The 13,112-nt window shown below is 51.9% G+C and carries 10 protein-coding genes; 3 read left to right on the forward strand and 7 right to left on the reverse strand.

The window, feature by feature from the left end; genetic code table 11:
* Nucleotides 1-15 precede the first annotated feature (15 nt).
* The 5 genes from Pr1d_RS10130 to Pr1d_RS10150 all read right to left on the reverse strand — a co-directional run bounded on the left by Pr1d_RS10130 (nt 16) and on the right by Pr1d_RS10150 (nt 6,226).
* Nucleotides 16-873: a sugar phosphate nucleotidyltransferase gene (locus Pr1d_RS10130; RefSeq protein ID WP_148073419.1), complete on the reverse strand. Its 858-nt coding sequence runs from the start codon at nt 871-873 to the stop codon at nt 16-18.
* A complete protein-coding gene (locus Pr1d_RS10135; protein ID WP_148073420.1) occupies nt 870-1,946 on the reverse strand; it encodes an NAD-dependent epimerase/dehydratase family protein in 1,077 nt (358 codons plus the stop codon). Before Pr1d_RS10135 ends, Pr1d_RS10130 begins: the two co-directional genes overlap by 4 nt.
* Nucleotides 1,934-2,986: a glycosyltransferase family 2 protein gene (locus tag Pr1d_RS10140; RefSeq protein WP_148073421.1), complete on the reverse strand. Its 1,053-nt coding sequence runs from the start codon at nt 2,984-2,986 to the stop codon at nt 1,934-1,936. Before Pr1d_RS10140 ends, Pr1d_RS10135 begins: the two co-directional genes overlap by 13 nt.
* Nucleotides 2,987-3,349: 363 nt before the next feature.
* The gene (locus tag Pr1d_RS10145) at nt 3,350-4,723 is read right to left on the reverse strand and encodes a lipopolysaccharide biosynthesis protein (protein ID WP_148073422.1); all 1,374 of its coding nucleotides are present in this window, start codon (nt 4,721-4,723) and stop codon (nt 3,350-3,352) included.
* A gap of 150 nt (nt 4,724-4,873) precedes the next feature.
* A complete protein-coding gene (locus Pr1d_RS10150; RefSeq protein WP_148073423.1) occupies nt 4,874-6,226 on the reverse strand; it encodes a glycosyltransferase family 4 protein in 1,353 nt (450 codons plus the stop codon).
* A gap of 710 nt (nt 6,227-6,936) precedes the next feature.
* Between Pr1d_RS10150 and Pr1d_RS10155 the strand changes: the two genes are divergently transcribed.
* Nucleotides 6,937-7,149, forward strand: a complete 213-nt coding sequence (locus Pr1d_RS10155) for a hypothetical protein (RefSeq protein WP_148073424.1) — start codon at nt 6,937-6,939, stop codon at nt 7,147-7,149.
* Nucleotides 7,150-7,185: 36 nt separating this feature from the next.
* Here the strand turns inward: Pr1d_RS10155 and Pr1d_RS10160 are convergent, their stop codons facing one another.
* A complete protein-coding gene (locus Pr1d_RS10160) occupies nt 7,186-7,824 on the reverse strand; it encodes a DM13 domain-containing protein (RefSeq protein WP_168205162.1) in 639 nt (212 codons plus the stop codon).
* A 228-nt stretch (nt 7,825-8,052) separates the two neighbouring features.
* A complete protein-coding gene (locus tag Pr1d_RS10165) occupies nt 8,053-9,123 on the reverse strand; it encodes a DUF1559 domain-containing protein (protein WP_148073426.1) in 1,071 nt (356 codons plus the stop codon).
* Nucleotides 9,124-9,386: 263 nt separating this feature from the next.
* On the opposite strand from Pr1d_RS10165, the gene uvrA reads away from it, so the two are divergent.
* Both uvrA and Pr1d_RS10175 read left to right on the forward strand, forming a co-directional pair.
* Nucleotides 9,387-12,227 (forward strand): excinuclease ABC subunit UvrA, encoded by a 2,841-nt coding sequence (uvrA, locus tag Pr1d_RS10170; RefSeq protein WP_148073427.1) that lies wholly within the window; start codon nt 9,387-9,389, stop codon nt 12,225-12,227.
* The gene (locus tag Pr1d_RS10175; protein WP_148073428.1) at nt 12,224-13,111 is read left to right on the forward strand and encodes a hypothetical protein; all 888 of its coding nucleotides are present in this window, start codon (nt 12,224-12,226) and stop codon (nt 13,109-13,111) included. Before uvrA ends, Pr1d_RS10175 begins: the two co-directional genes overlap by 4 nt.
* The last annotated feature ends 1 nt before the right edge of the window (nt 13,112 follow it).

Consider the following 13,112-nt stretch of genomic DNA (forward strand, 5'->3'; position numbering starts at 1 on the left):
CACTACACGCTGTCGCTATCGAGGGTGTGAATTCGAAAGCGAATCATGCTTCCCATAGGGGTTCTTCCAGTGCAAGAACTTCTGGGGATCGTCCTGTCCTCGGTCCCATACCTCCCAAGGTGTCTCCCCGCGAGAGTACATTTCGTCGAATCGTTGCTTGTCTTTGTGAGTATCCATGCAGCCCCAGAAACCGTCATACTTATAGGCATGTAGGCGCTCGGCAGCAATCAATTTTGAGAAGCACTCATGCACCAAATCGTCGCCATCTTCCAAATAGTCGAAAATCTTGTTACGGAAGAGGAAGTAGCCGCCGTCGATCCACGTATCGGAGGTGCTAATGGGTTCGATAGCGCGAACTTCTCCCTGATCGCCAATCAACACTGTGTGGAAGGTCTGATTAGGTTGAACTGCCAGGAACGAACCAACGGCATCGCGCTCAGTAGCAAAGTCGACTAGCTCAGGCAGGTGAAAATCTGTGAGCCCGTCAGAGTAGTTGGCGAAGAACATCTCTTCGCCTTCGAGATGCTTCTTGACCCGCAACAGCCGTTGCCCGACATTCGCCTTCGTTCCAGTGTCGACGAAGGTGATGTTCCAGTCTTGGATGTCATTGTCGAGCAATTTGATGTCGCGACCGCCGTCCGACAGTACAAAGTCATTTGACAGGCACTCATCGTAATTCAGGAAATACTCTTTGATCGCATCCGCTTTCCACCCCAAACATAAGATAAAATCCTTGTGCCCAAAATGGGCGTAGTAACGCATCACATGCCATAAGATCGGCCGATATCCCAGCCTGACCATAGGTTTGGGGATCGACTCAGAGTAATCACGCAGTCGTGTGCCGAAGCCTCCACAAAAGAGTACGACTTTCATATCATTAGCTCGCCAGAAGGTGAATCTTGATGGGCCTCCGCGGTAACAGGTTCCGTCCAGCGCAGATCTTCGTCGATTAATCCTTGAACTCTAAGTTGTTGCAGACGTGCCAGTCGGCGATAACTATGCCCGTTCATGTCGTCGGCAGTCAAAGGTCGGGCTTGGTACGCTGCGAGTAATTGTTCTACGCCCCGAGTAACGGTCCATTGCGGCTCGAATCCGGGCAATTTAAGTTCTGCTTTGCTGAAATCTACTCGATAGCAACGCAGATCGGGACCTGCGCCGGGAGCATACTCAATTGTAGCATTGGGAATCGTTTGGCGGATGATATCTGCCAATTCTGAGATTCGGTAGTTTTCACTTGTCGAACCAATGTTGAATGCTTCGTTGTGGACAGCTTCTAGGGGAGCCTTCAAGGCGGCAATAAACGCTTGAGAAATATCTTCGATATGTACTAGCGGACGCCAGGGGGTGCCGTCGCTGAGCATCAGGATTTTGCCCGTCAAGAATGCAGAGGCCACCAGATCGTTGAGCACCAGATCCAAGCGCAGCCGCGGCGACGCACCATAGGCGGTCGCGTGGCGCAGGAAAACCGGCGTAAATGAATCGTCTGCCAACTGGCTCACATCGCGATCGATCAGAGCCTTGCTCATTCCATAGGGTGTCACTGGATTGAGCTGCGCGGTCTCATCAATCAGAGCGTCTCCTGCCTTGCCATAGATACTACAAGACGAAGACACGATAAACCGGCGCACCCCGGCCTGTTTGGCGAATTTAGCGAGTCGCAGTGTTCCCTCGTGATTGAGTCGCAAGGTGAGCTCTGGGTCGAGGTTGCCCAAGGGATCATTCGACAATGCAGCCAGATGCAGGATCGCGTCAAAACCGGCCAGATCCTCCAACGTCACATCGCGCATGTCCTGTTTCCGCAGAACGAACCCGTCCTGAGACGGTTGAAACAGGCAATCGTTAAACCACCCTGTATCGAGTCCGACCACGTCGCACTCGGCTTCTCTGAGCCGCGTGGTGAGGATACTTCCGATATAACCTTGGGAACCCGTTACTAGGACTCGCATTTTACTTTTTCCGCTTTTTCGTCAGCCATTGTCAAAGTTTTAGAACAAGAGTTGCTAGCCGACATTTCGCAGTCGGCGTTTTTTTTCTGTAGAGATTCTTTTTCGATTTCAGATAAATAAGAATGATAGCCACCACCAGTACCTTGTTTCCGAAATGTTGCATTCAGCACTTTTTTCCATTTCGAAACTTGCAGTAAATATCGCGACAAGACCATATAGCAACGCAGCCGCTCGGCCATACCAAGATCGAAGCGATGCACTGCATGCCAATGAGCCCGCAACAATCGCCAACGCATGAACGTGAAGCGAGACTTCACCCGGGGATCAATGTAGTGCTGCAGTTCCTGTTCGGTCGTCAGTGACCCGGAAGCCTTGGGATGAACACGCAAGTAGAATAAAGTTTCGGGGATTTCGTAGTATTTCCCCAATAGAGCCAGTTCGCCGAGAAACACTTTTTCGGATCCATAGTGCGGCTGATAAACGCCTGTCTTGGCAACGACTTCACGGCGGTGCAATGCGTAAATGTCTAATCCCGTGTGCGCCAACAATACCGATTGAAATCTCTGGTGAGGCTTCGAAGAGGATCGGTCCCAGCCATTTTCGCTGAGCAAACTTGCGTCACGACCCTCAGCAACGTTCAGCAACTGACCATTCGGACCGATGTGGCTGTGTAGGCAGAAACACCATAAGACTTCGGGATGATGGTCGAGAATATCGACTGCCTTTTCCAGAAAGGTTGGCAGGTGAATATCGTCATCCGCCGCCCATTTGAAATACTCAGCCCGCGATAGTTCGAAGACTCGATTGTAGTTCCAGGCACAACCAAGATTCTCATTTACGCGGTGGTAGACGATTCGATTGTCCAGTTTGGCGTAATGAGTACAGATTTCCTGAGTTCTGTCAGAAGAACCGTTGTCGGAGATGATCAGTTCAAAATCACCGTATGTCTGCCCTAGGAGCGACTCGATCGACTCGCCTAAGAAAGTCTCGCCGTTGTAAACTGGTAGACCGATACTGACACGAGGTTCTGTACTTACCATGACTGAAGTTTAGTTCTTCACAAAGTATATGAACGGGCTACGTTTGGTTGAACGACGGTAAGCGTTCTTTGCGTTTATCGAATAAGTAGAGTTTAAGCCGTCAATACTTGTCTTCTCTCAACAGAGAGTCTATTGCGCGTTGAAACTGCTTCGCGTGGGAAGGCGAAAAACACTGTGCGGGCTATAGACGCCGTGTGTGGCGTCTGATTGCCGGCGACTACCGACAAGAGAACCAGCAACCTCAAAGCAAGCAAGTCTAAAAATCAGCTACACTAACTCCAATGAGGCTATTATCTTACGATAAATACAAGCTCCGCGGATGTCAACTTTTCTCAGGGGCAAAATCGTTAGGCCGTCGGATGTTTATTCCACTTTGCCGTCCATCGCCGCTGACATTAGCATCTGGTCGGAAGGTTCGTCGTCGGCTGCGGTAGCCGGATTATTCGGAATATTGGTTTCAGCAGGTACTAGTGCATTTCTTTCAATGAACAATTGGCGGTAACTAGCGATTGCAAAGGCAGTACCAACGGTTATTCCCAATAAGCGAGCCAAGGCTGCTCCGATCAAATCGAAACTTCCTACCAGGGGTATAGCCAACAAGAGGGTCGTCACGATACTGGCTAGATTGGCTCTGAAAAGCAGATCCGTTCGCTCGAGAACGGTCAAACCTGAAGAGGCTCCAATTCCCAAGGCAAAGACCAGTTCGCCAAGTGCCAACAAGACCAAGAGGCTCTGATGCCCCGTATACTTGCTTCCGTAAGACATACCTATGATTTGATCTCCTGCCACGTACAGCACGAGAGGAAGTAGGCCCATACCCAGGGCAAGTATCAAGGTTGTCTTGCCAACCACTCGCTGCAGACCGGCAATCTTACTTTCTGCATAAGCTGTCGCTGCCTTGGGGCTAAGCACGTTCTGTACGGCAACCATTAGCGGTGCTGAAAGGCCCACCAACGTCGCACAAGCGGAGTATATGCCCGTTTGCGCTTCACCCAAGAAGGCCGCGATGATCCACGGCAAAGATTGAACCGCGGCAATGGTCGTGCATTGACTGGCCGCCAACCAGCGTCCCAAAGACCAGTTCTTAATGAAGTGTGGAATGAACTGCTCACGGTTGATGCAAAACGCAACTTGTTGCTGCAGCCACCAGGCGAAACTCGTCAGTGCATAGACGCAGGTTACCACCAGAAAACTCAGAGCAGCAGTTAGAGCATCGAAATAGTAGAGCGCCATGATCGCAGAAAGCTGGAGGACTGCAATCGCAGTATCCACGATGAGTGCTCTGCCCAACTGCATGAACGCGTAGTCAAACCTTCTTGCGAATTGACGCACCATGCGAAAGGGGACCGAGATTACCATAGCAGCGAACACGAGTGCCAATTCGGTAAAGCCCGCGAGATAGATGCCTACGTTGGCTACCAAGAGCACTGAGATCGCAAGTGTGGCGAGCCCCAGTACCTGAGCTATGGCACTGCCTGCATAGGTCGACCGTTCATTCTCAGTCATTCGGTGTACAAACACCGTGAAGGGCGACGTGACGAGGGCTTCGAGTACCGCTAGAATCAAGTACCAAGCAGACAAAGCCAATGCGAAATACCCCATTTCTGTGGGACCACACTGCCGTCCGACAAACACAGCAGTCAAGAAATTCGTTCCCCCCACTACCGCCTGATCCAGCATCGCCAAACCACTCATGCGAATGTTGCGACCATGAATCATCGAGGTTAGTCTTCGCATGCATGTCTCATTTATGATGAAGGGCGGCCCACCGGCGCGGTGCAAGAAGTTCGTCAGCAGCAACAAAAGTTAGAGGCTAGTCCTGGCTGTCGCTGAAGAGTCTCGCTAATTGCGGGCCATAATCCGATTTCCTCCATCCTAGCAGGAAGATTAGCTTTTGGCATAAAGAGAAACCATTTCTTTCGAATCCTCGGGCAGTTGGTCGGGAATTTCGATCCGAATTTCATCCGTTGATTTACAATGCTTTTCAAGCACTTGGCGATAAATCCTCGCCATTCGCTCTCCCTGTCGGTCCCATAAAAATACCTTTGCTCGTTCCAATGCGCCCTCACTCTTGCGTCGGACTAGATCTCGATCCCGCGCACATTCGACCACGGCCTCCGTTAGTGTTTCAATAACCGTCTGAGGAGAGGTCACAGGAATCCTGATGCCGCATTCTTCGGTAACAAAATCATGGGCCCCCTGGTGATCAAGACATATCACTGGAACCCCACTGGCAAACGCCTCCAACATGACCGTCCCCGTCGTGTCTCGCAAACTACTGAACACAAACACATCAGCCCAATGGTATTGTTCGAGGGCTTTTTCGTGTGGGATACGACCCAACCACTCGATGTTTCGGGCAATCCCTAATTCATCGGCCAACTTCTGAAGGTTTTGGCGAAGCGGACCATCCCCCACAACTCGCAACTCGTACGACGATTCGCTCGGCAACCGCGACAAGGCATGAAGCACCAAATGCAATGCCTTTCGGAAATTGAGGCCACCACTCCATAGCAGTCGCAAAGGCTCGTCAAAATTGCGATTGTGCTGTTTTTGCCCCACGATTTTCTCAATCCCGTTTTCGTGCATCAGAAAAGCAGGGTAACCTAGAACTTGTTCCACATACCGCTTGGCCGTGGAATTTGCAGTTAATCGCACGCTTGCCCGCGAAGCGGCTCGACGGACTCGTAAACTGGTCCGTAGTTGGATGGAATTGCAAATGGTGCGTATGGTCTCTTTGATCCGCGAGCCACCCCACGGCAACGAGAACCGCCAGGGGCAATTCTGTACACCCCCGATCGGCCCCCAAACAAACGGTACTCCCATCTTCCAGAGATACCCAGGTTCTCGATAGCCAATAAAGTTTACGTGATGCACCAAATCAAAATCGATGTCAGCGTGAAGCTTTCTCGCAAGCTGATAAGCCTGGTAATGCCACCGCTTAAACGCATAGTAATTCAGAAAGGGCAACCATCTGCTGAACTTGTGAATCCCGCGTTGTATTTTGGATTGAGGCAGGAAAACGAAATTCAAGTATGGAATCTCGCCGTTCTCTGCCAAGTACTGCTCTATCACCCCCCGGCAATCGTCGGCACAGCAGATGACCCAAATGTCGCAAGCTCTACTAGCCTGTTTGGCCCAATTCCAGCCGACTCCCTGCTCCGATCCATAGTACGGTTCGCAGGCGTAGGCAACTTGCAACACGCGAGGGCGTCGTGGAGTCGCAGTGGAAGATGTCATAGGTAGTTCGTCAACGGAGGGGCTGGCTGGCAATCGTAGTTCAGAGATCTTAAACCTTCAACTTCTAATTCTGGTAGATCCTTCCCTTGTCTGGGAACACGGAGCCTTCGCCTTCGGAATCATTGGTCGGCAAAGAATCGCGATAGCGTGTGAGAAACACGATTTGTCTCTTTCCAGTCTAATCAGACCCGGAAGAAATGTCATGTGTTTTATAGGATCTACCCGTAGATGTCCCGAGACAGTTCGTGATATTATTAGCCCTCGATCATCCTGAAAAGAGACGAAGCCTCCTCCTCGAATCGGTGCAACGCCGGGGCGAAGGATATGAACAGCCTTTGCACCGTGTTTCGAACACACGCCTTCGGAATCACAATCCAGGATTAGTATTCTCTAGCTGACTTGCGGATAGCGGTTAATAGACTTGCGACGACGCAAGATTATGGTTGCAGTGCTAGTTGCATATAAGTGCCGGAAAACGTTCACGAAGCGACTTACGAGACTAAAAGCGAGCCGACTTGAAACGGCTTGAATCGCTCGCCGTTGACAAGGCATTGTCCATGACAAACCGGCTTGGCTTTCTTGAAAAGCAGCCGAAGTGTGGGGCGTTACTCTTAAGATGCAGGGCGACTTGCCGGATTTGCTCTGCCGAGTTGACGGGCTGCTCTTGGCAAATTACTGCGAAGTTTGGGATACCTATCAGCAAGCGAACAATGCAACGTGATAAGACTGTGCCGGAACGGCTTGAATGCTTTGCCAAACAACTAGCCCAAGCAGTGACCGACGACTACAAACGCAAGAGCACGAAAGCAAGTCGCAACTATCCCAGACAATTTGAACAAAAAGGAATTGCTAAGCCAACAATCATTGTCGCAACCAAAAAACACAAGAAACGGCTTAAGCATTACCTGGAAATTGCGGCATAAACAAAATGCTTAACGGCGTTGTTTGGCAGATCGGTGCTAGGAGAACATTGCGCGGCTGAGAGTGATAACACAGACTATCATTGCAGTAAGAATCATGTTCGATGGTTCTGGCACCGTGAGTACACCGGCCGTGGCATCGCCATATTGGTTCTGCCAATCCTCTAGGCCTACGCCACTCCCCTCGCCGCGTTGCCAGATCAGGAAGTCTTGGCCGTCGACGTCGCCGTCTTCGTCAAAATCAGCCGTGAGTACTGGTGCGAAAGTTCCAGAGCCAAAATTTGCATTAGCCGCCACGCACCATACAGAGATCGCGTTCAAGCCTTCGAGAGTGTTTCCTGTAGGTAGATCATAGATGAGTGGGGCCTGGGTGCCATCATACGAAGTACCAAACAAATCAAAACCGATTGGCGTTCCCATAGTGAACGCGGATTGGGAATCTTCTGTTCCGAGGTAAAACTTTACGACGATTCCTCCTCCATCGTAGGTAAAGTTGTCGACCTGAATCGAGTCTTCGTCCAGTATTGTGACTGTTCCTGACACATCATGCGCCAATTCACTCAACTGCGCTTGCCAGCCGATCTGGGGCGACGTCAATTGTGCTTGGCAATCCGATACCTGCAGAGCGTAAAAAGCGATCGACTCGAGAAGAAAACAAGAAGTAAGAATAATGCGCACGATTTAAATGCCTTTCATCTTCCATTAAAGAGCAACATGAAAGGTTCGTCGAGCGAAAACTCGATTTCTTACACGAGAATATGAGATTTTCACTCACGGCAATGCTTTTTCGCAGATTGAGCTTTGGAGCAGTGCTTCACCGACGTGTTACGGAGCAATGGGCACTTCGATCAACAGAGTTGCCCCTCTGCTTGCAGTCAGCCTAGAAAAGGGCCCTCGGTAGGCAGATCAATCTCCAGTGAATAGTGTCTCCCCCTCGTCCCGGGTGGCCATTGAACGCCATACGAGGAGGTCGATATCCCCATTGACGGCTTCAACCGAGCCATCCATGCGAGCGGTGTTCACCAAATTACCACTGTGATAGCTTCGCGACGTGACAGCAGCATAGGTCACCTGCGTTTCAGAAAGATAGGCAGTTGGATTTGCTGGATCCCAACCGTTTGTACGATGATTGTTCCAATCGACGTCGTAATTGATGTCGCCGTTAGAACACATGACTTGAGTATTAGGGGCAAATGTTGCAGTAAAGCCTGCTTGATGAACGCGACCGTCGATCCATTCGGTGTGGCCAGAGTCGGTCTTGAAATTTCCCGCAAGCGAACAGATTTCATTAGTTGTCGAGGCGATAGTCGGTGTGCCACTGCCGCCGTCACGGTAGTAAGGTTGCCAGCCGCGAACTTCAGAGAGCATGAGAGTGTTTGAAAGTCCATCGCTAAAACTGTTGGTTCCAAGACCGGCATTCGGGTAAAAGGCGCCCTCTCCGCCACTACGGTCGCGAGGATCGTAGACTTTCCAGATCCCGCAATTCACCGCATAGTTGAGAAGGTAGTCCGTAGGGTTGCCCGTGCCGGAGTCGACCCGCTGTTCATCGCGTACTTCATCTGGGCAAATGTAATTCTGCACCCGAAGCGACTTCAGAAGCTCTCCATTGAGAAAGACATTGTGATAGTCTTCGTTGAAGTCGATGTTACCCGCGATGCCACTTTGTTCGATGAAAGGCAATATTCGAGCCTGGGCCGACCAGCGATACTGGTTGGGGCCAATGAACATGCTCGGGGGAAATTTCTTGTTGGCTGATTCAAAATTGTGCATGGCCAGGGCTGTCTGGCGCATGTTGTTAGAACAGCTCATTCGACGTGCGGCCTCACGTGCAGCCTGAATCGCAGGCAGTAGCAATGCCACCAAGACCCCGATAATGGCGATAACGACTAGGAGTTCTACAAGTGTAAAGGCTTTCCTAGGTGTTCGGCCTAGCGTCTGGGTGTAGAAGTCCAGTTCGGCGGGCTTGGCAAATTTCATGCTTCTCGTCCGTTTGTTGGGGGGGAGTGTAGCTTCTGGCCAGGATTTATTCGTTATCGAGACTCAATATCACTAAGGCATTAGTCGCAATTATCGGTTTGAAAAGTCTTATGTCAAGGGACAAGAAAAAAACTTCAATTTCAGCATTTCTAACAGTATGTGAGAAGTAAACCGAGGGAATTTGTGTCAGTGCGTCAATCGTTAGAGTTGCATATAATCAAGGGTTTACCCACAACCCGTGACCGCACGCTGGGCATGCTCCTGTGACGTATTCCACGATTTCCTTGCGCGGCGTTGCCGTCAATAATCTGCAGAAGGTTGACCTCGACCTGCCGCACCGCCGACTGATTGCCTTCTGCGGAGTCAGTGGCAGTGGCAAGACGAGTCTGGCGCTGGATACCCTCTATGCCGAAGGACAACGCCGCTACATTGAAAGCTTTTCCACTTACACGCGGCAGTTTCTTGAGCAGCTCGACAAACCGGCTGCGGAAAGTATCGAAGGAATTCCCCCTTCCATTGCCGTCACCCGCAAAAACGTTGGTCGGTCCAGTCGCGCCAACGTGGGAAGCGCCACGCAGATCAACGAACATCTGCAACTGCTGTTTTCGCGGATCGGTGAGGTGGTATGTCACGATTGTGGACAAAAGGTAAGTCAAGACTCGGCCGACTCCGCCGCCGAGAGACTTGGGCATCTGCCTGATGGCACACGATTGATGGTAGGATTCTCCTCGAAGCGAGGCGAGGATCGCCCCGTCGAAGTGTGGATCGCCGATCTCGTTGCCCTCGGATATCGACGCATCATTGTGGACAGTCGCTCCGTGGAACTCAGCCCCGCAGCAGTGGAAGAGTTAGCCAGTGAAGAGGTGATAGACGTTGTTCTTGATCGGGTGGTGGTCAGCGGCGAAGCAACGACTCGACTCCGCGATTCACTTGAGGCGGCCCAGGAAGCAGGGCGGGGCACCTCGCTGGTATGGATTGATGCGCGAAATTTGGACGATGAGTCATCACTTAAGGGAGTTCGAGTCGAAATCGACGACCAACCATGGCTTCGTTGTCGCTTCAGCCAGTTCTTCCGTTGTGAAACCTGTGATCTCGACTATCCTCCGCTGGAACCTCAGCTTCTCAATTACAACAACCCGTTGGGGGCCTGTTCTGAATGTGAAGGTTTTGGCAATGTGATTGGCATCGACATGGATCGCGTTGTTCCCGATCCGAGCAAATCGCTTCGCGAAGGTGCGATTGCTCCTTGGAACACGCCGGCGTACGAACACGAGTTGCAGGAACTACTGGCGCTCGCCAAGGATTACCACCTGCCAGTCGACATCCCGTTTAGCGAACTCTCTCCCGAACATTTGGCGCTGCTCCAGGACGGTGTACCGGAGCGTGAATTTGGCGGACTCTCTGGATTCTTCAAATGGCTCGAACGTCGAAAATATAAGATGCATCTGCGCGTGTATCTCAGCCGTTGGCGGAGTTACTATCCTTGTGAAGCATGCAAAGGGGCGCGACTCAATCCGTCTGCGCTGGCCGTGCGGATCGGTGGTTTGAACATTGCTGAGATTTCTCGCATGAAGATTCGCGACGCTCTCCAGTGGCTGGTTACCTGGGAACTCTCAAGCTGGCAGGAACAGGTTGGCCGACTGCTGATCGAGCAAGTTGCCAACCGGCTCCAGTACCTCGATCGCGTGGGAGTGGGGCATCTTTCATTGGAGCGATCTTTGCGCACTCTGAGTGCTGGTGAAGCCCAGCGTGTATCGCTCACCTCGGCTTTGGGCTCGAACTTGGTTGGAATGTTGTATGTGTTAGACGAACCATGTATTGGCTTGCACCCGGCCGATGTTCCCCAGCTTGTAGACGCCATCGAGGGGCTTCGCGATCGGGGCAACACAGTCGCGGTGATCGAACATGACGCCGCTGTGCTACGAGGAGCTGATCACATTGTGGAAATGGGTCCAGGTGCTGGTGAGTTTGGCGGTCAAGTAGTATTCCAAGGCACTCCCTCTGAAATGTTGCAGTGTACCGACAGCCGCACGGGGGATTGGCTTTCCGGTCGTAGAACCTTGGGCCATCGCGGAGCGCGTCGTCCGACGGAGCATGGTGTCATTCGTCTCGACGGAGCCCGTGGCAACAACTTGCAGAACATCTCGGTAGAGTTTCCACTCGGAGTGATGTGCGTGGTGACTGGGGTGAGTGGTTCGGGCAAGAGTACCCTTGTGCAGCAGACTTTGTACCCGGCAGTTGCCCAAAGACTTCACATCGACGTAGATAGTCCTGCACCGTTCGACGAGATTCTCGGTGTGCATCAGATTGAAGATGCCGTGCTGGTTGATCAAAGTCCCATTGGTCGAACTCCACGCTCGAATCCTATTACCTACATCAAGGCATTCGACCCGATCCGTGCCCTCTTTGCCGAGACGACGGAAGCCCAGGCTCGGGGATTCAAGACGAGTCATTTTAGTTTCAATGTGGATGGGGGGCGCTGCGAAGCCTGTCGCGGCGATGGATTCTTGCAGATCGACATGCGGCTAATGGCCGACGTGTACATGAAATGTCCCGAATGCCAGGGAAAACGGTTTCGCCAAGAAGTGCTCGACGTGAAATACCGAGGGCTCAATATTTCTGAAGTACTCAATTTGTCTGTTCGGGAAGCTTTTGCATTCTTTCGTGGCCACCGCAAGATTCTTTCCCACATGAAGTCCTTAATCGATGTGGGACTGGATTACCTGCGACTCGGTCAGCCGGCGAATACGCTGTCAGGTGGCGAGGCACAACGACTTAAAATGGCATCCTACATGTCGGCCAAACGTCGGGGACGAACCCTGTTTGTGCTTGATGAACCCACCACAGGGTTGCATTCTTCAGACGTTTTGCAGCTCTTAGACTGTTTTGATTCGCTCATCGATCTGGGGCACTCGCTCGTGGTGGTAGATCACAATCTGCTAATCATGCAGGCCGCTGATTGGATCGTGGACTTAGGCCCCGGAGCAGCTGACGAGGGGGGGCGCGTAGTGGCCCGTGGCACCCCTGAACAAGTAAGCGAGAATCCCGACTCCGCAACGGGCAGATTTCTCGCAGGACAATTGGATGTAGTAGACGCGCCATGAGAGACAGTCTAACGATCAGAATTGGCAATTGCACTCACAACGACGCTCGGTTGGTGCTCGAACCGTATAGCGATTCGGAGATTCTAGAAGTCACTGGCTTTGTCAGAGGGCCGTTCAGCGAATTTGCCAAGACGCTTACTGCAGATTTTAAACTGCGGCCTGTTAGGCAAGCCGGAGCTAAAGCAGCATCCGCCGAAGTCCTGGTGATGGAACCCTGCTACTGGACTCCAAAATTGCCATTCTTGTACGAATTGCATCTGAAACTTAAGCTTGCAGACGGAAGTGAAGAGGTTGCACGTTTGCGAACCGGCATCAAGAGATTGCATGTCGAAGGCTGTAGCTTGCGTTTGCAGGGGAAGCGAATTGTCTTGCGCGGGCTGCGATGTAATTCGCCTGACGACCAGATGATGCGTTTGGCCTGCGAACAGGAAACGGCACTTGTCGTCGGTAGTCCCTCTGAATCGGTGTGCGAATCGGCGAGCCGTTTGGGCGTCCCTTTGATCGCAGACTTGCGTGATGTCGTAGAGCCTTGGCAAGACATCTGTCGCAAGCTGGATTGGTATCCCGCCGTGTGTCTCGTTCTCTTGAAAGTCGATCAATTGACCGGAATCGGTGGGGGGTGGAAATGGCCCCAACACAGCCTCGTTGCAGCGATGGCCTCGGCTAGCAGCACTGCCACAGAGTTCTCTAGCGTAAAATACCAAGCGTTGGCTGTGGAATTGGCTTCAGGAGAGCGGCCTCCTGGGTGGCTGGCCACAACAGACAATCCTGTGTTTGCGCTTTCTAGCGGCACCGCTTCAAGTATCGAAGATGCCCGTGCTCTTTGCGATCGTTGGCAGACAGAGTTGGCTCCTGAGTTCGATTTGGCTGGCTACATCGTGTAAA

This window comes from Bythopirellula goksoeyrii, assembly GCF_008065115.1.
Lineage (GTDB): Bacteria > Planctomycetota > Planctomycetia > Pirellulales > Lacipirellulaceae > Bythopirellula > Bythopirellula goksoeyrii.